18 protein-coding genes and 1 pseudogene are annotated in these 21,929 nt (G+C 63.1%); 10 read left to right on the forward strand and 9 right to left on the reverse strand.

The features are described from left to right. Positions 1–1,032, reverse strand: a complete 1,032-nt coding sequence (locus AB3X99_RS05885) for an ABC transporter permease (RefSeq protein ID WP_069261268.1) — start codon at positions 1,030–1,032, stop codon at positions 1–3. Next, on the reverse strand, positions 1,025–2,575 hold the full coding sequence (locus AB3X99_RS05890) for a sugar ABC transporter ATP-binding protein (RefSeq protein ID WP_368616377.1): 1,551 nt from the start codon (positions 2,573–2,575) through the stop codon (positions 1,025–1,027). Before AB3X99_RS05890 ends, AB3X99_RS05885 begins: the two co-directional genes overlap by 8 nt. A gap of 231 nt (positions 2,576–2,806) precedes the next feature. On the opposite strand from AB3X99_RS05890, the gene AB3X99_RS05895 reads away from it, so the two are divergent. Further along, positions 2,807–3,532 carry a FadR/GntR family transcriptional regulator gene (locus AB3X99_RS05895; RefSeq protein WP_069261270.1) on the forward strand — a complete coding sequence of 242 codons (726 nt, stop codon included), beginning with the start codon at positions 2,807–2,809 and terminating at the stop codon, positions 3,530–3,532. Further along, on the forward strand, positions 3,529–3,675 hold the full coding sequence (locus tag AB3X99_RS05900; RefSeq protein WP_176732800.1) for a hypothetical protein: 147 nt from the start codon (positions 3,529–3,531) through the stop codon (positions 3,673–3,675). The genes AB3X99_RS05895 and AB3X99_RS05900 overlap by 4 nt, the downstream gene beginning before the upstream one ends. Positions 3,676–3,887: 212 nt before the next feature. Here the strand turns inward: AB3X99_RS05900 and AB3X99_RS05905 are convergent, their stop codons facing one another. The 3 genes from AB3X99_RS05905 to AB3X99_RS05915 are packed head-to-tail and all read right to left on the reverse strand — an operon-like array spanning position 3,888 to position 6,537. After that, positions 3,888–4,673, reverse strand: a complete 786-nt coding sequence (locus tag AB3X99_RS05905; RefSeq protein WP_368616378.1) for an ABC transporter ATP-binding protein — start codon at positions 4,671–4,673, stop codon at positions 3,888–3,890. After that, positions 4,670–5,581 (reverse strand): ABC transporter permease, encoded by a 912-nt coding sequence (locus AB3X99_RS05910; RefSeq protein ID WP_368616379.1) that lies wholly within the window; start codon positions 5,579–5,581, stop codon positions 4,670–4,672. The genes AB3X99_RS05905 and AB3X99_RS05910 overlap by 4 nt, the downstream gene beginning before the upstream one ends. Positions 5,582–5,598: 17 nt before the next feature. Beyond that, positions 5,599–6,537, reverse strand: coding sequence for an aliphatic sulfonate ABC transporter substrate-binding protein (locus tag AB3X99_RS05915; RefSeq protein WP_342920198.1), 939 nt, complete (start codon positions 6,535–6,537; stop codon positions 5,599–5,601). A gap of 885 nt (positions 6,538–7,422) precedes the next feature. Here AB3X99_RS05915 and AB3X99_RS05920 point away from each other — a divergent pair. The 6 genes and pseudogenes from AB3X99_RS05920 to AB3X99_RS05945 all read left to right on the forward strand — a co-directional run. After that, a complete protein-coding gene (locus tag AB3X99_RS05920; RefSeq protein ID WP_368616380.1) occupies positions 7,423–8,445 on the forward strand; it encodes a sugar ABC transporter substrate-binding protein in 1,023 nt (340 codons plus the stop codon). Continuing rightward, positions 8,442–10,055 carry a sugar ABC transporter ATP-binding protein gene (locus tag AB3X99_RS05925; protein ID WP_368616381.1) on the forward strand — a complete coding sequence of 538 codons (1,614 nt, stop codon included), beginning with the start codon at positions 8,442–8,444 and terminating at the stop codon, positions 10,053–10,055. Before AB3X99_RS05920 ends, AB3X99_RS05925 begins: the two co-directional genes overlap by 4 nt. Continuing rightward, positions 10,052–11,080 carry an ABC transporter permease gene (locus AB3X99_RS05930; protein WP_342947049.1) on the forward strand — a complete coding sequence of 343 codons (1,029 nt, stop codon included), beginning with the start codon at positions 10,052–10,054 and terminating at the stop codon, positions 11,078–11,080. The genes AB3X99_RS05925 and AB3X99_RS05930 overlap by 4 nt, the downstream gene beginning before the upstream one ends. Next, positions 11,073–12,032 carry an ABC transporter permease gene (locus AB3X99_RS05935; RefSeq protein ID WP_368616382.1) on the forward strand — a complete coding sequence of 320 codons (960 nt, stop codon included), beginning with the start codon at positions 11,073–11,075 and terminating at the stop codon, positions 12,030–12,032. Before AB3X99_RS05930 ends, AB3X99_RS05935 begins: the two co-directional genes overlap by 8 nt. Before the next feature lie 164 nt (positions 12,033–12,196). Then, positions 12,197–13,915: an ABC transporter substrate-binding protein gene (locus AB3X99_RS05940; RefSeq protein ID WP_368616383.1), complete on the forward strand. Its 1,719-nt coding sequence runs from the start codon at positions 12,197–12,199 to the stop codon at positions 13,913–13,915. A gap of 104 nt (positions 13,916–14,019) precedes the next feature. Beyond that, positions 14,020–14,223, forward strand: a pseudogene (locus tag AB3X99_RS05945) (molybdopterin-dependent oxidoreductase); the annotation flags it as partial. Between the two features lie 145 nt (positions 14,224–14,368). Here AB3X99_RS05945 and AB3X99_RS05950 read toward each other — a convergent pair. Continuing rightward, entirely contained in the window at positions 14,369–14,719 is a 351-nt protein-coding gene (locus AB3X99_RS05950; RefSeq protein WP_256094432.1) for a helix-turn-helix domain-containing protein, read from the reverse strand. A gap of 139 nt (positions 14,720–14,858) precedes the next feature. Between AB3X99_RS05950 and AB3X99_RS05955 the strand changes: the two genes are divergently transcribed. Together AB3X99_RS05955 and AB3X99_RS05960 are read left to right on the forward strand one after the other, a co-directional pair. Further along, positions 14,859–15,821 (forward strand): NmrA/HSCARG family protein, encoded by a 963-nt coding sequence (locus AB3X99_RS05955; protein WP_368616384.1) that lies wholly within the window; start codon positions 14,859–14,861, stop codon positions 15,819–15,821. 1,201 nt (positions 15,822–17,022) lie between these two features. Next, positions 17,023–17,595 (forward strand): cupin domain-containing protein, encoded by a 573-nt coding sequence (locus AB3X99_RS05960; RefSeq protein ID WP_069261308.1) that lies wholly within the window; start codon positions 17,023–17,025, stop codon positions 17,593–17,595. Positions 17,596–17,667: 72 nt separating this feature from the next. Here AB3X99_RS05960 and AB3X99_RS05965 read toward each other — a convergent pair whose 3' ends face one another. From AB3X99_RS05965 to AB3X99_RS05975, 3 genes are read right to left on the reverse strand one after another with little or no spacing between them, the layout of a single operon-like run. Next, positions 17,668–20,820, reverse strand: coding sequence for a multidrug efflux RND transporter permease subunit (locus AB3X99_RS05965; protein ID WP_368616385.1), 3,153 nt, complete (start codon positions 20,818–20,820; stop codon positions 17,668–17,670). A 16-nt stretch (positions 20,821–20,836) separates the two neighbouring features. Next, complete coding sequence (locus AB3X99_RS05970; protein WP_069261310.1) at positions 20,837–21,394, reverse strand: GNAT family N-acetyltransferase; 558 nt, start codon at positions 21,392–21,394, stop codon at positions 20,837–20,839. Positions 21,395–21,399: 5 nt separating this feature from the next. After that, complete coding sequence (locus tag AB3X99_RS05975) at positions 21,400–21,927, reverse strand: GNAT family N-acetyltransferase (protein ID WP_368616386.1); 528 nt, start codon at positions 21,925–21,927, stop codon at positions 21,400–21,402. Positions 21,928–21,929: the final 2 nt, after the last annotated feature.

Consider the following 21,929-nt stretch of genomic DNA (forward strand, 5'->3'; position numbering starts at 1 on the left):
TTACCGCTTGCGATTTCGCAACTGGTCGATCCAGACAGTGCCGAGAATGACGACGCCGATGATGATCTGCTGGATGAAACTCGATACGCCGTTCATGTTGAGTCCGTTGCGCAGGACACCGATGACGAACGACCCGATTGCCGTTCCCGAGATCGTCCCCACACCGCCCATCAGCGAAGTGCCGCCGATGACCGAACTGGCAATCGCGTCGAGCTCATACATGACACCCTCGTTGGGTTGCCCGGTGACGAGTCGGGACATCAACACACAGCCCGTCACCCCAGCCATGGCGCCGGAGAGGACGTACGTGAAAAGCGTCACGCCTTGAACGTTCACGCCGGAAAGCCGCGCTGCTTCCGCGTTCGAGCCCACCGCGTATATGTGGCGGCCAAGCGAGGTCTTTGACAGCAACACCGAGACTGCGACGAACAGGACGATCATGATGACGACTGGATAAGGGATACCCGGAAACGTTGTGTCCGGAAATCCGTCTGCGCCAATATGGGAGACGCGAAACAGCGCCCCGTTTCCGAGTGCTCCAAACGCGTCGCCCAGATCTGAAACCGGGCGCGCGCCGGTGATCTGCAGCGCCAGACCCCGCGCGACGAGCATCATGCCCAGTGTCGCAATGAACGGCGGCAACCCCATACGTGTCACGCAGATTCCGTTGACGGTCCCGCACAGCGCGCCGACCAGTACCCCGCACAGCATCGCAACCGGCACGGGCGCGCCAGACTTTGTCAGTAGTGCTGCGGAAACTCCCGCGAGCGCAAGAACGGAGCCGACCGAGAGGTCGATGCCGCCGGTGATGATGACACACGTAGCCGCAACGCCGAGGTAGGCGATGGACGTCACCTGCAGGCAGACGGTCATCAGATTGCCGACCGAGAAGAATGCCGAACTCGTTACAGAAAATGCCGCCAGGAGCACGATCAGGCTGCCCAATGCAGCAAACTTCTGGATAAGGTCGCGGCGCCGTTGCTGGGCGGTCTGCCTCGCGGCCTGGGTCGAGTCTGATGTCATTTCAAGCATGGGTGCGCCCCGAAGCGTAGTGCATGATTTCCTCCTGACTGGTATGTGCGGTATTGAGAACCGCAGTCATGCAGCCCTCATGGAAGACGGCAATCCGATCCGTCATGCCGAGCAGTTCGGGCAACTCGGAACTGATCAGCACGACCCCGACGCCCTCTGCGGCAAGCCGGTCCATCAACCCGTAAATGGCGAACTTCGCGCCAACGTCGATACCGCGTGTCGGCTCGTCGAAAAAGAGGATCTTTGAGCCACGATAGAGCCACTTGCCGATCACGACCTTTTGCTGGTTGCCGCCGGAAAGATTGCGCACGATCTGATTGACCGATGGTGTCCGGATCGCCAGTTCCTTGACGTATCGTTCGGCGACCTGGTGTTCCTCCCGAAAGCGCAGGAAGCCCGTGCGTGACGCAATGGCGCGCACATTTGCCAGCGTGATGTTCGCGGCAACCGGCATCATCAGGGCGAGGCCCTCCCTCTTCCGGTCTTCGGACAGATAGGCGAGCCCGTGCCGGATGGCCTCTCTCGGTGAGCGGATGCTCACCGGCTGACCATGAAGCGTGATCGTTCCACTATCCAGCCTGTCAGCGCCGAAGATTGCGCGCGCAACCTCGGTGCGGCCAGCGCCCATGAGGCCGGCAAATCCGAGAATCTCGCCTCTGCGCAGCTCGAAAGAAACAGGGCCGAACACACCGTTGCGGTGCAGATCCTTCACGCTCAGCAGCACCTCTTCGGCAGGAGAAGATTGTCTGGCCGGATAGGCGTCCTCGAGCGAGCGACCGACCATGCGCGCAACGATATCGTTGACGCTCAGCGCAGCGAAGTCATCGGTCGAGATGTGGCGGCCATCGCGCAGAACCGTGACGCGATCGACAATGTGCGCCATCTCGTCGAGCCGATGCGAGATGTAGAGAATCGCCACGCCTTCGGCGCGCAGTTCCTTGATGATCCGGAAAAGCTGGACTGTTTCCGATTCCGTGAGGGACGACGTGGGCTCGTCCATGATCAGTACCTGAGCGTTGAGCGAAAGCGCCTTGGCGATTTCGACCATCTGCTGCTGCGCGATCGAGAGCGTCCCGACCAGCGTCGTGGGCGCCACATCCAGCCCGATGCGTGCAAGACAACGCGTTGCATCCGCGTTGAGCCTGCGCGTGTCGACGAAGGGCCCGCGTTTAGGCTCCCGCGCCAGATAGAGGTTTTCCGCCACGCTCAGATGCGGCACCAGGTTCAGTTCCTGATGGATGATCGCGATGCCTGCGGTCTGCGCTTCGGAAGTCGAGAGGAACTGCACGGCCTCGCCGCGATAGCGGATCAGACCGACGTCCGGTCGGTATTGCCCGCTGATGATCTTCATCAACGTGGACTTGCCCGCCCCGTTTTCGCCGCAAATGGCGTGGACCTCTCCGCAGCGCAGATCGAGGTTGATGCCATCGAGCGCGGTCACACCCGGGAAGCGCTTTCCGATCCCTTCGAGGCGAAGGATCTCCTCATTCGGTGGCTTATGGAGTTCTGCATCCAGGCTGGGCAGCCCGTTGGGCGCGCTCATCTCGTCTCCTTTGACATGGCCGACCTGGCTTCGCGCTGGTCAGTCCAATTGAGACGGATTAGACGGCAAACTCAGTTATTGGTCAAGCCAATATGATTTTTATTAACTGGCCTTACCCATCAGGAAAACCCTGGGACGGGCGCAAACGCTTGTCCCACGGTACTTCAGCCGAAATGCTAGACTCTATGAGCCGTTCAACTTGTCGGAAGCTGGCAGGCACCGAACCTCATCGTGAAATCAACCGAACCCAAGCGGCTTTACCAATCCATTGCTACCCAGATCCTCACATTGATTCGTCAGGGTGAATTCCCGGCGGGCGAGCGCCTGCCGCCGGAGCGGGAACTCGCCATCAAGCTAGGCGTCTCGCGGCCCTCCCTACGTGAGGCGCTTATTGCGCTGGAGATCGGTGGCAAGGTCGAGATCCGTGTCGGATCCGGCGTCTACGTGCGTGAGACAGGTATCGATGATGAGAGCGCGGTGGGATCGCTCGGCGATAGCCCGTCCGAGTTGATGCAGGCGCGCGCTGCGATCGAAGGCAGCGTATCGGTGCTCGCCGCTGCGCGCATGACCGCCGCCACGCTCGATCGCCTGCGCCGCTCAATTGAGCGGATGCGCAGACTTGCAGCAGCGGGCAAATCCCCCGTTGAAGCGGACCGGCAATTCCACATGCTGATCGCGGAGGCGGCTGGTAACTCCGTACTGAGTCGTTTCGTCGGCGAACTCTTCGATAGCCGCCACGATCCGATCGCGGCCGCCATGCGCGGTCATACGGAAAGTCCTCAAACCTGGACCGAGGCAGTATGCGAGCACGAAGAAATCCTGAGGGCCCTGCAGGCCAGCGATCCCATCGCGGCGCAGACAGCGATGCGTGCTCATCTCAAGGCTTCCGGGGAGCGATGGATCAGCGGTGCGCTGAAAAAAGATTCCGGTACAGGGCAAGCAAGTGAAAATGCATGACTGGGCTCGGTACCCGCCAATTCGCTCGACTGCTCGACTTCACGCTGAAGATCGTCTGCATTAAGGGGAACCTGCGCAATGCCGTCGGCACCTACGGTCTCGCCATGACGCATGGCGCTGTCGAATATCGCGGAGGTCAATGACTTCTACGATCTGACGGGCAAATGTCGGTTCGTCAACCTCTGCCCAACCACCATCGAACGTTTCCTGAAGGCGGCGCAGCCCGGTATTCGAGTAATCCGCGACCGCGTTTGGCCACCGCCACGAAGGTGCGCAGAAGTTCGAGATCCAGATTTTTCATTGCAGCGATGTCGCGCCAGACGCGCGCGTACGTGTGAGCGGAGGAAACGGTTCTTCACCGCACCAATGTCTCCAGCCCCTCGAACAGGATCCTGCGCCATGCCGAGCGGGCCGTGTCCTCGCGCCGGCGCGGACGTGCGCCGCCCAATTCAAAAATGCGGCTGGCAGGTCGTGTCCGTGCTCCACCGGCAGGCTCCAGCAAGACGATCCGATCAGCTAGATGCAGGGCCTCGTCGATATCGTGCGTAACGACGAGCGCGGCCGTTCGATGGGCATCCACGATGGCGAGCAGCAGGTCCTGAAGGCGCATACGCGTCATCGCGTCGACGGCGCTGAATGGTTCGTCGAGCAACAGCAGCTGCGGCTGCGTGAACAGGCCGCGTGCAATCGCCACGCGCTGGGCCATGCCTCCCGAGAGATGCTTCGGCCAGAGCGCGCCGTCTTCGGGACGCAAGCCGACCTCTTCGAGCAGCGACTGCGCGCGTGCGAGCGCGTCGCCGCGAGCGCGCTGCGGAAAGCACACGTTATCGGCCACGCGCAGCCATGGCAACAAGCGCGGCTCCTGAAAGATCACGCCCGCGAGCGGCGACGGCCCGCGTTGCACTTCGCCGTTGTACGAAACGGTGCCCGCGTAGTCGCGATCCAGCCCCGCCGCAATGCGCAGCAGCGTACTCTTGCCGCAGCCGCTCGGGCCGAGCAGCGCCACGATCTCGCCGGGCGCGAGCGTGAGCCGCAGGCTGTCGAGAATCGGCCGCTCGCCGTAGCGCTTCTGGCGGATGTCGATATCGACGAGGGGCGGATACGTCTCGCGCGCCGTGCTGGTCAACGAAGCCGCCATCATGTGCGCGCTCCCTCGACACTGGTGTCGCGCCAGGACAGCACGTGTGCCTCGAGCGCCTTCATTGCGCTGTCGGTCAACTTGCCGAGCAATCCCAGCAGGATGATGGCGCCAAACACGATATCGGGCCGGCCCGTCTCGCGGCCGTCGCTCAGGAGGTAGCCAAGCCCGCGCGTTGCGGCGATCAGCTCGGCCGCGACGACGAACATCCACGAGACCGCCAGCCCCGTGCGCAGCCCTGTGAAAATATGAGGCAGCGCGGCCGGGAGCAAAATGCGCACGAACAAGCGCCACGAAGACAGCCGATAGACGGCACCGAGCTCGACGAGCTTGCGATCGACGTTTCGGACTCCAGAGAGCACGCTCAGATGCACCGGAAAGAATGCGCCAATCGCGACGAGCGTGATTTTTGGCGCCTCATCAATGCCCATCCAGAGCAGCAGCACGGGCACCCATGCGAGCGACGGAATCGCACGCAGCGCCTGAAAACTCGGATCGAGCACTGCGTCGAGCCGGCGGCTCAAGCCCATCGCCGCGCCGACGATTACCGCGAACAGCGCACCGCACGCGAACCCGGCCGCCACGCGCGCCGTGCTCTGCACGATGTGCTTCAGCAGGGTTGCGCCGCCGAGCTGCCAGAGCGCCTGCGCGATCTCCGAAGGCGCGGGCACGAGATTGTCCGGTAGCACCTGCGCACGCACGAGCACTTCCACGACAAGCAGGAAGGCGACCGGCAGCAGCAAGCCCGCCATGCGCCAGGCGCGCGGCGCACGCTCTTGCGGGGCACCCGCTTCCCGCACCGGCGCGCTGGTGCGTTGCGTGTCGCCATACGCGGGAGCCTCAGTCCTTCGCCCCGCCGTAACCTCACCGGACTGCGCCAGCGAGCGTGCTGCCGCTTCTTCCACTGCCATGTCAGCCTGCCCGGTTATTAATGTTGCGCCGATGCCAGCGCCGGCTGCGCCGCCTGCGCGTCGATCAGCGATTCGATCACCTGGTTCAGATCGGTGCCCGGCTTGACCAGTTGCTCCTGAACCAGGATCGGCGCGGCAGCTTCCAGCGCCTTGATCTGTTCCGCACCCGGCTGCGGGTGGCTGAAGTCGTTGCGGCTCAGTTGCAGCTTCGCGACCGCGAGCGACACCTTCGAGTCTTCGGAAACGATTTGCGCCGCCTCGTCGGGGTGCGCGCCAATCCATTCCCGCGCACGCTCATAGACCTTCAGCACGCGCGTGACGGTGTCCGGGTACTGTTTCAGGAACACTTCGCGCACGTTCAGGAAGCCCCACGTGTTGAAGCTGACATTGCGGTACAGCAGACGCGCGCCGTTGTCGACTTCCGCGGCGGCCATGTGGGGATCGAGCCCGGCCCACGCATCGACCTGACCGTTGATCAGCGCCGTGCGGCCATCCGGATGCTGAAGATTGACGATCTCGACGTCATCCTTCGTCAGGCCGACGGTATGCAGTGCGCGCAGCGTGAAGAGGTAGGGATCGGTGCCCTTCGTGGCGGCAATCTTCTTGCCCTTGAGGTCGGCGAGCGACTTCAGCGGCGAATCCTTGCGCACAACCAGCGCCGTCCACTCCGGGCGCGAGAAGATATACACGGTCTTGATCGGATTCCCGTTCGCCTTGCCGAGCACGGCCGCGAGGCCCGCGGTCGAGCCGATATCGATGGCGCCGCTGTTCAGATACTCCAGTGCGCGGTTGCTGCCGAGGCTCAGCACCCAGCGCACCTGCGTATGATCCGGCGCGAACTCCTGCTCGAGCCAGCCATTGCGTTTGATCACCAGACTTTCCGGCGAGTAGTACGCGTAGTCGATCTTGAGTTCCGCGGGTGCGGCGGCGGCCGCCCATGCCGGCGCGGCGATCATCGCGACCAGGCCGAGCAGCCACAGCGCGGCCGGCTTGCGCCAGGCGCGCAGCGACTGGCCGATATGCCGCCGCAGCGGCATCTTCGTCTTTTGGTTCTGCATGTGCTTTTCCCTCTTTTAGCGTGTGGCGTGAGGGGCCGCGTGTGCCGCAGCATACTCATCGAACCTGCCAGCATAAAAAGCACTGCCGCGAAACGGAACCAAGAATCGGTCAGATCGAAAGAAGCGGAACGAATATCCCTGCGCGCCGCGCTGGACTGAGGAGGTCGGTTACTGATCGGCGGGAATCCAGCGAGCGCGCGCTGCGCGTCATCCGGACTCGCAACAAGGGCCGCGTACCGGTCATGCTGCTCGACGCATTCCCACGGAGCTCTCGTCGCTGCATCCGGATATGCCGCTAAATGCCGTCGTGCCGATCGAAGTCGACTCAACGGGGCGCTGGACCGCCGATGGTCCCCGCCCGGCTTGATTCATTGCGTCGACAGAGCAACCAGGGTCGTCGCGAACAGACGCGATGAGCCGTGTTCCCTGGCGGTTCTGCGCAATGCTGGTTGCGCGTGAGGCCGGAATCCGAACCGGCTGCCCGATAGCCCGCCTGAAGTCGCCTGAACGTTCGATTGGCCACCCTGGTTGTTCACTTCGCCGAGACCTGAACCGATGATCCCTTACAGCGTGACCGAGGTAGTCGTCAGATTGGCGTGGCGCGCAAACGCCTTTTTGGCCTGGCTACGGTTCGATCCTTTGGACTCGTCCCAGCGATCTGCGCCATTCGTACTAAGCACCGCAACATCCCCCTGATAACCTTAGCGGGATTTGTTCGTTTCCAGCGTCGTGTTGTTGTTTAAAGTCGTCGGATCGCTTCACCCGCTTCGACTCCACGACGACATGAAAAAAATCCATAGCAAACTGAGGCAGTTTCTTCCGGCACTCGTCACGCTTTCTCTTCTGGGAGCCGGTATCGGCGCACACGCGCAGGACGCGGCCGACAAGGACGTGCCGTCGCTGAAAGGCAAGCGGATCGGCATTACGGCAGCCGGCACGGATCACTACTGGGACCTGAAGGCCTATCAAGGTGCGGTCGACGAAGTCAAACGGCTGGGCGGTACGCCGATCGCACTCGATGCGGGCCGCAACGACAATCGGCAGATCGCGCAGATCCAGACACTGATCGCGCAGAAGCCCGACGCGATCGTCGAACAACTGGGCACGGCGAGCGTGCTGGAGCCTTGGTTGCAGAGAATCCGCCAGGCAGGCATCCCGCTCTTCACAATCGATACGGCCTCGCCGTCCAGCCTGAACGACACCACGTCGGATAATTTCTTCATCGGCGAACAGTTGGCGCTGAAACTCGTCAACGACATTCACGGCGAAGGCAACATTCTCGTGTTCAACGGTTTTTATGGCGTACCGGTGTGCGCAATCCGTTATGACCAGTTGAAAGCCGTGCTGAAGTACTACCCGAAGGTGCACATCATCCAGCCCGAACTGCGCGATGTGATTCCGAACACCGTACAAAGCGCGTATGCGCAGATCAGCCAGTTGCTGACCAAATATCCGAAGGGGCAGATCGCCGCGATCTGGGCCGCTTGGGACGTGCCGCAAGTCGGCGCGACGCAGGCTATCGACGCCGCGCACCGCACGGAAATCAAAACCTATGCGGTAGACGGCAGCCCGGACGTGGTCAACCTCGTCAAGGACCCGAATTCGAGCGCGGCCGCCGTGGTCGCGCAGCAGCCCGCGCTGATCGGCAAAACCGCGGTCGACAACGTTGCGCGCTATCTCGCCGGCGAGAAGAATCTGGCGCCATACACCTACGTGCCGTCGATCCTTGTCACGAAAGATAACGCCGGCGCCATTCAGCAGACGCTCGGGCAAACGGCACCGAACGGCAGCATCGCATCGAAATGACGCAGTACATTCCCGCGCTCGCGCTGCGTGACGTCGTCAAGCAGTTCAACGGTGTGCCCGCGCTGCGCGGCGCATCGCTGGAAGTGCGGCGCGGCACCGTGCATGGCCTGATCGGTCAGAACGGCGCGGGAAAATCGACGCTGATCAAGATACTCGCCGGTATTCACCATGCCGACGGCGGGACCATCGCGGTGGACGGCGTGGACCGGGGTCCGAACGGAAGCGCGTCGCGTGAGCCGCTATCGCAGATCGGCTTCATTCATCAGGAACGGCTACTGCCCGCCACCTTCACGGTCGCCGAAGCCTTGCTAAGCGGCAACGAGCCGATTCTCGGCACGCGCCGCACGCGCTTCGATCGGCGCAGTTCTCCTCTGGGCATACTCGACGTCCGGCGCATGCAGCGTGAGGCGCGCGAAGCGGTCGCAACGCATTTCGGCATCGATCTCGCGCCCAACCGTCTGATCGCCGAGTTGAGCGTGGCCGAACAGCAGATTGTGCAGATCACCCGTGCGTTGATGCGCGAGCCGCGCATTCTGGTGTTCGACGAACCGACTGCCGCGCTCGTCAATCGCGAAGTCGAGCGTCTGCTTCAGACGATCGATCGCCTGCGGCAGCGCGGCCTGACGATCCTGTATGTGTCTCATCATCTGAACGAAATCGCGGCGATCTGCGATCGGGTCACGGTCTTGCGCGACGGCAAGGACGTCGCGCACGTCGACGCTCGCACAACCCCGACCGAAGCGTTGGTCAGCGCGATGATCGGCACCGATGCGACGACCCGCACAGCGCGTGCGCCGCGAACCGCAAGCGCCCCGCTTCTGTCGGTGCACGAGCTCCACGCGGACAAGCGCTTCGAGCAGATTTCGTTCGAACTCGGGCGCGGCGAGATCGTCGGCGTGACCGGGCTGCTGGGCTCGGGCGGCAAGCAACTGGTGCGCAGCCTGTTCGGACTCGAACGCGAGGTTCGCGGCGCGATCAAACTCGACGGCAAGCCCGTGCGACTGCGCCGCCCCGCCGACGCGGTGCGCGCCGGCATCGCCTTCGTGCCCGAAGACCGTCGCGCGCATGGTGTCGCGCCGTCGCTGAGCGTGCGCGAAAACCTCACGCTGTCGAGCCTCGCGCGTTTCAGCCGCTTCGGATTGCTGGCGCGACGCGACGAGCGCCAGGCCGTGCGGCAGGCGATCGACGCGTTCAGCATCCGCGCACCCGGCCCGGAAGCGCCGGTGCGTCATCTGTCGGGCGGCAATCAGCAGAAGGTCGCATTAGGCAAATGGCTGATTCGCGGCGCCGGACCGGGGTCGAGAATCTATCTGCTCGACGAACCCACTGTGGGCGTCGATATCGGTGCAAAGACCGAGATCTACCGGATGCTCGAGCGGCTCGCCAACGACGGCGCGGCCGTGCTGCTGTTTTCGAGCGACCTGATCGAACTGCTGGAAGTGACCGATCGCGTGCTGGTCATGACGCGAGGGCGCATCGTCAAGGAATTGATCTCGCGCGAAACCTCGAGTCAGGAGGTGCTTGCATGGGCCACTGGCGCTCGCACCGGATCCAACGGCGAGGCGACAGCCGCGCCGCCGCGCGCGCGCCGTACGGAGCGCGCCGCATGAGCAAGGTACTTGACGATACACGGGAGCGCCCACGCGTTGCGTTGCCGTCCGGATGGTTCGGCGCGCAGTTCTGGCTGCGCGGCTGCGCCGTGCTGGCGTTTGCGCTGGTGGCGGCGGTCTTCGCCGCGACTTCTCCGCTATTCCTGAGCATCGCGAATCTGGCGAACGTACTGCAGCAATCGGTCGTGGTAGGCATTCTCGGCTTTGGGCTGACGGCCGTTCTGATCGGCGGCGGCGCGGATCCGATCAAGGGCGGACTCGATCTGTCGATCGCGGCGAACATGGGCTGGTGCGCGGCGGTCTATGCCGTGAGTTTGCGCGACGGTCTGCCGGAAAGCGCCGCGCTGGTTCTGACGCTCGCCGCAGGTGCCGCGATCGGCGCGTTGAACGCATTCGCGGTGATCGCGCTGGGCATCTTCCCGTTGCTCGCCACGTTGACGACGATGAATATCGCCGCAGGCCTCGAACTGGTGCTGACGCAGAATACGTCTGTCCCGGTCGCCTCGCCGCTGATGACGTTCCTGCTGGATAGCGGCCCGTTCGACGTGCCGCATCTCGCGTATGCGCTCATAGGCGTCGCCGTGCTGTTCACGTTGCTGATCCACTACACCGCATTCGGCTTGCGCCTGCGCGCGACCGGCGCGCATCGCGACGCCGCGCGCGCCGCGGGAATCCGCACAGACCGGTATGTTGCTTCGAGCTATGTGGTCAGCGGTCTCTCGGCCGCGCTGGCGGCCCTTGCATCCTCTGCGCTGCTGAGCGGAAGTTCGCCAGGCGCGGGCGAGAATCTGCTGGCGGTCATCGCGGCGGCACTATTGGGCGTCGTATTCTCACGGCGGCTCGTGCCGACCATTCCGGGCACCTTGCTTGCCGTGCTGTTTGTCGGCCTCGTCAACAATGGCTTCCAGCTCGACAATCTGTCGAGTTATTGGGTCAACGGTGTCGAGGGCGCGCTGATCCTGTTCGTCGTCGCCACCACCGCTGTGATGCGCCGACGCCACACCGGGAACCATGCAAATGACTAACCGGATCGCCCGGGTGCAGCGCTACGCGTTGATCGTCGCACTCTTCGCCGTGTTTGCATTTTTCTCGGCGGTCGCGCCCGGCTTCGCGCGCGCCGACAATCTGGCGAACGTGCTCCTAAACAACTTCGCGTTGCTCGCGATCGCGTCGCTGGGGATGACGCTGGCGTTGTCAATCGGTGCGATCGATCTATCGTTGGGCACGTCGATCGACGTTGCGAGCCTCGCGTTCGTGCTGCTCAGCGCACATCAGACGGCGCTGCCGCTCGCCATACTGGGCGGATTCGTGGCAGCGCTGGCGGTCGGCGCGCTCAACAGCGTGTTGATCGCCGGCTTCGGCATCGCGCCGTTTCTCGCCACGCTCGGCACGCTGTTCATCGGACAAACCGTGCAGCAGTTGGCGACCGACGGCGGACAGCCAGTCTATTTGCTCAATGTCCCGCTGTCGCCGTTGTTCAGCGAGCTGGCACACGGCGCAATCGCCGGAATTCCTGTGCCGCTGTGGCTGGTCGCGATACTGGCGGGCGCAGTTCACGCGGCCTCGGCACGCTCGGTGTTTGGACGGCAGGCCGCCGCGTTGGGCGCACAACCGGGCGTCGCACGCTACTCGGGGCTGCCCGTCGGCGCGATCGTGTCGTGGACGCTGATTGCCAGCGCGTTAATCTATGGCGTGGTCGGCGTGTTGCTGTCGTCGACGGTCAAGGCGTACGTCCCGCAGGCGGGCAATGGTTATCTGTTGAACGCGATCGGCGCAACCTTCATCGGCACCACGCTGTCGCCGAGCCGACGGCCAGGCGTGACCGGCACGCTGCTCGGCGTTCTGCTGATCAGCCTCGTGGCCAATGGCCTGTTGCTGATTGGCTGGAATTTCTATTGGCAGCAGGTCGCAACCGGCGTGCTGATCTTCGCTGTGCTGGCGCTGAGCTTCGCACCGCGCGGAGAGCAGCTGGCGTGATTGTTCTGGGGCTCGCCCCCGTCAACGAGGTGTGACGTCGCAACACTCCGAGCACAACCATATGCATGTAATCGCTTTCATCATAAGCATCGGATGATCGAATGGTTCACCTCACAATTGAGGCGTGCCTACACTAAATCGCCCCAATTACCGAGTGGTTCGTCATGCGCCGCAAAGCAGGAAAACCCACTTCCGCACCGCCATCCAAACATGCACTCGCGTCGTCGAATGGCCATCACGCTCTGAAACGCCGCGCCTTCCTCCAGGGAATCGGGGCCGCCGCCGGCGCCACCGTACTGGCGTCAGCAATTGGCACGCCATCCGCCGCGTACGCGCAGCAAGTCGGCGGCAAACCATCCGGATCACCTGCGCCCAGGCGCGGCGGCCGCGTGACGCTGCTGGTCAATCCGGAACCGAACGTGCTGGTCAACTTCGCGACGACGGCAGGCGCGGAGGACAAGGCGAGTCCCAAGATAACGGAAGGTCTGCTCGCTTACGACTTCGACGTGCAACCTCAACCGCAACTGGCGACGAAGTGGGAAATCAGCAGCGATGGCCTGCAATACACGTTTCATCTTCGTGAGAACGTGCGATGGCACGATGGCAAGCCGTTCACCTCGCAGGATGTCGCGCAGTCCATCAAGCTCCTGCAGACGTATCACCCGCGTGGCCGCGCCACCTTCGCGAACGTATCGGGTGTCGATACGCCGGATGCTCATACCGCCGTGCTGAGACTCTCCCGCCCTGCGCCCTATCTGCTCTATGCGCTGGCTGCGTCCGAGTCGCCGATCGTTCCGGCTCACCTCTATGCCGAGGGCGATCCGCTTAATCATCCTAACAATACGAAGCCAATCGGCACCGGGCCGTATTTGTTCAAGGAGTGGGTGCGCGGCAGTCATGTCCGTCTGGTGCGCAACCCCGACTACTGGGATGCACCGAAGCCGTATGTCGATGAACTCTGGTTGACGTTCATTCCGGATGCCGCCGCACGCGCTGCCGCGCTCGAAACCGGAGAGCTCGATCTTGCCGGCGAAAACCCCGTGCCGTTGACGGACATCGCCAGGCTCACGAAGGAGCCGCATCTGCAACTCGAAACGCGCGGCTACAGCTACGATGCCGCATTGACTCAACTGGTTTTCAACCTCGACAACCCGTATCTGAAAGATGTACGCATCCGCCACGCCATCGGTCATGCCATTGATCGCCAGGCGATCCTGCGATCCGTCTTCTATGGTTACGGCGTGCCCTCGCCGGCGGCGATCAGCCCTTTGCTGAGCCAGTTCTACGACCCCGCCGTAAAGTCCTATCCATACGATCCGGCACTCGCGGAGAAGCTGCTGGATGACGCGGGCTATCGGCGTAAGGGAGAGGGGCAGTCATTCCGTTTCCCGTTGACAATCGACTACAACCCGTACGATCCGTCGTTTCAGCTACTCGCACAGTTTCTCAGGCAATCGCTCAGACGTGTCGGTATCGACGCAACGGTTCGCTCGCAAGACTTCCCGACTTACGTAAAACGTGTGTTCACGGATCGTGCGTTCGATATCGACGCAAATTTCATGGGCAACACCTTCGACCCGACTGTGGGTGTCCAGCGCATCTACTGGTCGAAGAATTTCAAGCCCGGCGTGCCTTTCTCCAATGCCAGCCATTACGAGAACGCGGACGCGGACAGGCTTCTGGAAGCGGCCGCGGTGGCGGTCGACCGGAACAAGCGTATCGAGATCTTCAAGGAGTTTCAGCTGAAGGTGGCGGATGATCTGCCGGTCTACAACCTCATCACACTCAAGCAGGTCACGCTCTACAACAAGCGGGTGCATGGACACACGGTCACGGCGGACGGACTCTGCGGCAATCTGGCCGGGCTCTATGTAGACGCCTGATCGAGTGCGCAGCCCTCTCAATCCGTCTGCGGCGCGAACAGCGATCGGCGAATCGGTCAAAGGTTGTCAGGTCGCGGCGTTCGAATGTGGCGCACGTAATCCCCCATGCCGGCGTGCCCGCCATCGATCCCGACCAGCATCGCCTCGTCGTGCATGGCCTCGTGCGCGAGCCACGACTCTTCACGATGGACGGCCTCGTGCGCTTCCCGTCCGAGTCGCGCGTGCACTTTCTCGAATGCTCGGGCAACACCGGCAACGAATGGAACGGCCCGAGCGGGCTGCCCGTCCAGTTCACGCACGGCCTGCTATACATGCCCAACCGCGACGGCTTCGTGCCCGATCCGCGCCCCGGCGCGCTGTGATGCCTCGCGCCGTCCCGATCGAGACAGCGCCCTCACGGTCGATTCATTACGGCCGGGCATCCGAGGTGAAACCTGCGATGACGCTTCGCATCTACTGCGTCGAAAAACCTCCTTCCCCCTGAACCGGGCCTTGCGCCGCAGAAAAAGCTTGCCGCGCGGCCTCGACCGCGTGCCGATGCTGCTCTGCCCATTCCAGAATCGCGCGCAGATGTGGTTCGAGCGAGCGCCCCAGTTGCGAGATTTCGTAGGTCACGGCCACCGGAGCGGTACTGACGACCGTCCGCTTGATGAAGCCGTTAAATTCCAGGCGGCGCAGGCATTGCGTCAGCGACTTCTGCGTAATGCCTTCGTTCGCCCTGCGCAGCGCGTTGAATCGCATCGGGCCACTGCAGAGGCAATCGAGAACCAGCAGCGACCACTTGCTCGTGATCTCTTCAAGCACGAAGCGATTCAGTTCGAGGTCTTCATGGGATGACGCGGACATGGGATCCTCCGGGGTACCTGGTAGCGTTCAGGTGCGTAATTGCATTCAGGTTTCAAATCTATACCATGAATCACCTCTGATAACGAGGAGAGTGAATATGTCAGTCAATCCGAAAACCGGCGGCCCGGTCTCCAGGAACCGTGTCGGCGGGAACCCCGTGCTCGTGTTTGGCGCAACGGGACAACAGGGAGGCGCGGTCGCCTCCGCGCTCAGGGCGAATGGATGGGCAGTCAGGGCATTCGTCCGCGATCCTGCCAGCGCCAGAGCGAAGTCGCTGGCTTCGCTAGGCGCGGATATGGCGGTGGGCGACCTGGCGGACAGCGCGTCGATCCGACGCGCGATGAAAGGCATTTATGGCGTCTTCAGCGTGCAGCCAAGCTCAGGGCAAGGCGCAGTGTACGGGGTGTCCGACGAGGAGGAAATCCGCTACGGCAAGGCCATTGCGGACATTGCGCTGGAATCGGGTGTCGAGCACCTGGTTTATACGTCGGTCAATGCGGCCGGCGAAGAAAAGACCGGAATGGGTCATTTCGACAGCAAATCGGAGATAGAAGCGCACATCCGTCGTCTTGATCTGAACAGCACAATTGTGCGTCCCGCCGGATTCATGGAGATGCTGATGCTGCCGGGCATGGGTCTAGACAAGGACATCTTCACGTTCTTCCTTCGCGAGGAGCAACGCGGACAGATCATTGCCGTGCAAGACATCGGCAAGATCGTCGCCACGATATTCTCTGCGCCGGAACGCTACGTTGGACGGACCATCGAAATCGCGGGCGACGAACTCACCGCCGCGCGCCTGCGGGAAAGCCTTAGCCGCGCCGCAGGCACACCGATCGCCTATCACCGCTTTGCGGACAGTCTGCTGGAACAGGACCCGTTCCTTGGCCGACTGGCGAGCCTGATTGACGAAGATCGGCTCACCGGCCACGCGGATATCCGGGCACTCGACCGCGAGTTCGGTCCGCTTCTTCGCTTCGACGAATGGCTGGCCGGCCCCGGCAAGCCGCTTCTTGAGGACGCGCGTCGCGCAAACGACGCGCCGATCGCGCTTCGCTGACAGTTCCCGAAGGCGCATCCGCGATGCGCCTTCTCGCCACCACGGCTTCGTCAATATGGTTGCACGAGCAACCACAAAATATATATCGAAGCCCCAGCGGACGCCTTCACGATCGCTCCGCTCGATGCACGAGGCGATGCGTTCGAATCCTCCGGCATGATGAAATCCCTCCAAAAGCAACTGCGTTCGCCGGATTCCCGCGGCCAGCTAACGGCACTTACCTGGCGATCGAGCAGCACACGGCGCCGGCGAGGCCGGCGGGGTCCTCGCGGCGGCGAGCGCGGGTGCAGAACACATCAGACTCGTCGAGTCTGACAGCATAGGAAACACAACCGCGATACGGAACCAAGAATCGCTCAGAACGTAAGAAGCGGAATAAATATTCTCGCGTTGCTCATTGGGACGTTATCTGCACAGTCGTCAAGCTGGTTCGCGAGCCCGTTCAGACATGACCGACAGCTCGCCGCCCCGGACGCAGCGCAGCGACCTGTCGTAGTCCTCGCATGAATCGCATAGGGTCGTTGCGAAACGACTTCTGCGATTGTCCCTAATAGCGAATCCCCCGGATAGAAGGACGGTTACGTCGAGCGCGACGCACCGGTTCGATGCACGGTCGGCAGCCCACATCGGCTCACCTCCCCTGCGAGTCAGATAGGCCTCTCCGACCGCATCGCCGCGTCGCTCGACGGACGCTGAGCCCGCACATGCCTTCACCGCGACTGATCCCACGCATCGCCGACCCGGTGCTCGTGATCCACCATCTCACGGCTTGCGATTAACCGCAAGCGAACAAAGCGCTTTTCCATGGCGCCACTCTTTCAGCATTCCTCCATAATCGGAAACGAGAATCGAAAGGGTGCTTGAAATGACGGATTCTTTTTAGCACGTTGCAGAACAATGGTACGCTGCGGCTTTCATGCTATCGTTTATGAGCCGCAGACGGCGCGCCACGGCAACGGCGCTTCCGTCAACTGGCGTCAAGGCATGATCGCCGACGTACGCAGGGGGAATTCGAATTGCAATCCCGGCGGTAATCGGCATATTCCATTACTTGTCGGCCGGTTTGTCTCTGAAATCGCAGGATATAGACCGTGCCGGAGCAATGGAAATGAATGGAGACCCAAAGTGCACGACAAGATCGGGCTTTCGCCCAGTCCGGTTTTCGGATTAAAACATATTCAACAGACAACAATATTCCGTCATGGTTTCGAAACCAATTGAATCACTGAGCGTAGTTTCCGTAGGCAGCAAGATTCGCGGACTGCGCCAGAGACAGGGCCGTACGCTCGATGACATCGCCAGCGCTGCGCAGCTCTCAAAGCCGTTTCTCTCTCAGGTTGAACGCGATCGCGCCACCCCCTCGATCACCTCGCTCGTGAGCATCGCGAAGGCGCTGGGCGTGCCGGTAAGCTATTTCGTCGACGCGCCCACCGAAGCGGGCTGCGTGTGCCGTGGGCAGGATCTGAAATTTTTCGGCTTTGCCAATTCTGCCGACCTTTACGCACGCCTGACCAATCCGTCCGGCGGTCGCCAGCTCGAAGCCATTCTCGTGCGCATGCCGCCCGGCGAGCGCTCCAGCGAAGTCACCACGCACGCGGGTGAAGAATTCCTGCATGTGCTCTCCGGTGAAATGACCCTCTCGCTGGAAGGACAGACATTCGTGGTCCGCGCGGGCGACAGCGCGCACTACGAATCGACAGTGCCGCACGCCTGGAGCAATACGTCTGATCAGGAAACCGTACTGCTCTGGGTGGGCACGCCGCGTCTGTTCTGATTTCCGCCCACCCGCGCATTGGACCATCCGCCTGCTGCGCGGCGGCCGATCAGCCATAGGTGCATGGGGAGGTCAGGGCGCCTCCGTTTCGGCCTCTTTAGCCTGCGCTGTGTGCTCGCTTCGGCGCCGCGGTACCCGATGCACAGGTTTCGCCGTCACCCGCGATACCACCGCGTAGTAGAGCAATGGTGTGAACACGATTCCAAGCAGCGTCGCCGCAATCACGCCGCCCAGGACTCCCGTACCGATGGCGTGCCGGCCTTGCGCGCCGCCGCCCCGCGAGAACGCGAGCGGCAGCACGCCGAGCACGAACGCCGCAGAAGTCATCACGATAGGCCGCAGCCGTTCGACGCTCGCGCCCACAACTGCGGCGCGCAGCGGCAACCCGCCCGTGCGGCGCAAGCTCGCGGCCTGCACGATCAGGATGGCGTTCTTCGCCGCAAGGCCGATTACGGTCACCATTCCGACCTTGAAGTAAATGTCGTTGGGCAGCCCGCGCAGGAGCATCGCGCTCACTGCACCGAGCGCACCGAGCGGAACGACCAGCAGCACGGAAAGCGGCGTGATCCAACTCTCGTAGAGCGCCGCCAGCACCATGAACACCGCTAGCAGCGAGAGGCCGATGAGGAGCGGAGTCTGGCGAGCCGCCTGGACTTCTTCGAACGCGGCGTCGGTCCATTCGCCATACACGCCTTCGGGCAGAGCAAGCGCGAGCCGCGCCATTTCGGCCATCGCTTCACCCGAGCTATGGCCCGGCGCCGCGCGCCCCGTCACGTCGAGCGACAGATAACCGTTGTAGCGGCTCAGCATCACGGGGCCGAGCGTCCAGTGCGTGGCCGCGATCGACGACATCGCCACGGACCCGCCGAATGTATTTTGCACAGGCAGGTCGAGCAGCTGGCTGGCGTTCATGCGCGTGGGTGCGTCGGCGGCGACGATGACGCGGCGCATGCGCCCCCCTGCTGGAAAGTCGTCGACATAACTGGAGCCGAACGTGCTGCCCAGCACGTCCGCGATGCGGTCGAACGATACGCCATATGCGTAGGCCTTCTCGCGGTCGACTTCGAGTTCCACGCGCGGCCCGTCAGGCAGGTCCTCCGAGTGGACCTGCGCCACCATGAGGCTCTTGCCGGCCGCGTCGATCAGTTGGTCACGCGCGGCCTTCAATCCGTCCATGCCGACGCCCCCGCGATCCTCCAGCCGGTACGTAAAGCCCTCGGAGTGGCCGATGCCCGGCACCGCGGAAGGCAGCATAGCCTGCACGTCGCCGTCGAGGATGGTGCCGAATTGCTCGTTTAGCGTGTCGCGCACAGCCTGCGCGTCTATCTCGTCCTTGCCGCGCCGACCCCACGGCTTGAGTTCGACGAACGCCATCGCCACGTTCTGCCCGCTGCCTGCGAAGCTCCAGCCCACCACGCTCGTTACGTTGCCGACGGCCTGCTGCTTGCCGAGGATCGATTCCACGCGCTTTACCACGTCGAGCGTGCGCGCCTGCGTGGCGCCCGCGGGCAACTGAATCATCACCTGCAACTGCCCTTCGTCCTCACTCGGCAGGAAGCCCTGCGGCAGCTTCCAGTACAACAGCGCACCAACCGCGCACAGCACCACGTAGATCGCTAGCACACGCGGGCCGCGCCGCAGTAGCGCAGCCACGACCGCCCGGTAGCCGCGCGAGGCCCGCGCCGCTTGCGCCGTCAAACCGCGCTCGGGCTTCGGCGTTCGCTTCGGCACCCTTAGCAGACTTGCACAAAGGGCCGGCGTTAGCGTGAGCGCCATGAACGACGAACACAGCATCGACGCGATCATCGCCACTGCGAACTGCCGGTAGATGCCGCCTACGTTGCCGTTGAAGAACAGCATCGGCACGAATACGGCGGTGAGCACCGCCGTCACACCGACGATCGCACCGCCAATGCGCTTCATCGCGGCGCGCGTGGCTTCGCGCGGTGCAAGCCCGCGCTCGTGCATCATGCGTTGCACGCTCTCCACGACAACGATCGCATCGTCCACGAGTATGCCGATAGCGAGCACGAGGCCGAACATGGTGAACACGTTGATCGACATCCCGGCCCAATACAGCGCCACGAATGCGCCCATGAGTGTAACGGGGATCACCACCGTGGGCACGAGCGTGGAGCGCAGGTCGCGCAGGAATAGCCACATCACCGCGAATACGAGCACCACGGCTTCGATGAGCGTGATCACCACTTCGTGAATCGCCACGCGCACGAAGTATGCGGTATCGAATGGAATTTCGATCGCTACGCCCGGAGGAAGACGTCTGGACAGCTCCGCGAGACGCGCACGGATCCTGTTCGAAGTTTCCAGCGCGTTGCCGCGTGGGCCGAGATGGATGCCCACGGTCGCCGCCGATCTGCCGTTCAGGCGCGAGTAGAACGAGTAGTCGGCGCGGCCCAGTTCCACGCGCGCGATGTCGCGCAAGCGCACGAGCGAGCCATCCGGCTTAGCCTTCAGCACGATTTGTCCGAACTCGTCGGGCGTTTCGAGTTGCCCCTTCACGCTCACCGACTCGGTGATTTGCTGCCCGTTCACGAACGGCGCGTTCCCGAGCGTGCCCGCTGTCACCGGCGAGTTCTGCGCGGCAATGGCCGCGTTGACCTCGGCCGCCGTGAGGCCGTATTCGCGCAGCTTCACCGGATCGAGCCAGATGCGCATGGCCTCGTCGGCGTCCCAGAGCTCCGCCGCGCCAACGCCCGGTGCACGCTTGAGATCGCGAAGGATGAAGCGGTTCAGGTAGTCACTGAGTTGCGCGGAATCGCGCGTGCCGTCGATGGACGTGAGCGCGACGAGCATCAGGAACGTATTCGACGCCTTCTCCACGTCGATGCCCTGCTGCACCACTTGCTGCGGCAACCGCGCCTCGACCTGCTTCAGACGGTTCTGCACGTCCACGAGCGCGATGTCGGGATTGGTATCCGACGTGAAGGTCACGTCGATTTCCAGGTCCCCCAGCGCATCGCTCGTCGTTTCGTAATACTGCAGGCCTTCGGCGCCATCGAGGCTCTCCTCGATCACGCTCGCGACGTTGTTGCCCACCTCCTCCGCCGACGCACCCGGATATTCCGCGCTGATGACGATGCGCGGCGGCGAGAGCTGCGGATACTGTGCGACCGGCAACATGGGAATCGCGAGCACGCCCGCGACCATTATCGCGAGCGCGATGACCCATGCGAAGACCGGCCTGTCGATAAAAAAGAAGGGCACGCGCTCGCCGGTACGGTTAGGGGAACAAGGGGGAAGCGAACGGTGGTGCTTCCGCGTAGCGCGCCATATGAAGCGTATCGGCAAGTACGCCGGCGCGCATTGCGGCACCGCGCGAGCGGCCCTCTACGACGAAGCCGAACTTGCGATAGAGCGCGATCGCGGCTTCATTGTCGGCGAACACTTCGAGTTCGAGCCTGCGCAGGCCCAGCGAATGGTCGGCACAGGCGACGATCGCCGCCATCAGCGCGCTGCCCACGCCACGACGCTGCCAGGCGTCGTGCACGCCGAAGCCCACGCAAGCGCAGTGTGCGCGGCGCGCCTTCGCGACATCGAGCTGCGATTGTCCCACCACGCGTCCGTCGATATCGGCGCAAATCGTGATGCAGCCGGGCGCCCGGCTCTCATACCACGCACGCAAGGATTCGGGGGTGCGCCACCCGCTCAATAGCGTGCCGTGGCGCACACCTGGCTGATTCATCAAGTCGGCGATCGCCTCGAAATCGGCGGGCTCGCAGGTGCGCACGCGGATAGTACCGGGTGACGCGAACGCGGGCGATGGTGTCGGGACGTGCATGGGGATCACTCCGGGGTGAGGGGCAGCGGATCGTGCAGGCGCGCCATCAAGAAGAAGTCGGCGAGTATTCCTTCGCGCAATACTGCGCCGCGCAAACGCGCCTCGACTTCGAAACCGCACTTTCGGTAGAGCGCGATCGCGGCAGCATTGTCGGTGTAGACGTGAAGTTGGAGCCGCCGTAGGCCCAGCCAGTTGTCGGCGAAGTCGAGGATTTGCTCCATGAGGAACGTTCCGACGCCCCGACGCTGCCAATCGTCGTGTACGTTTATGCCGATCTCGCCGACGTGCGCGCGGCGCAACTTCTGCGGATGCAGCTCAGCTTCGCCCACGATAGTCTCGCCCACCAACGCGCCGATGATGACGGCCGGCGATACCACGTTAGCGATCCGCTCACGGGTCTGCGCGACCGAACTATACGGTGGCTCTGCATTGCCCCGCACTATTGACGGGCTGTGCCCCAGCGCATGCAACGCTTCGGCATCGCCGGGGCGCAATGCGCGCACGACGAGCCCCTCGGGTAAGCGCGACTGCATTG

This window comes from Paraburkholderia sp. BR10882 (assembly GCF_040948855.1).
Classification (GTDB): domain Bacteria; phylum Pseudomonadota; class Gammaproteobacteria; order Burkholderiales; family Burkholderiaceae; genus Paraburkholderia; species Paraburkholderia nodosa_A.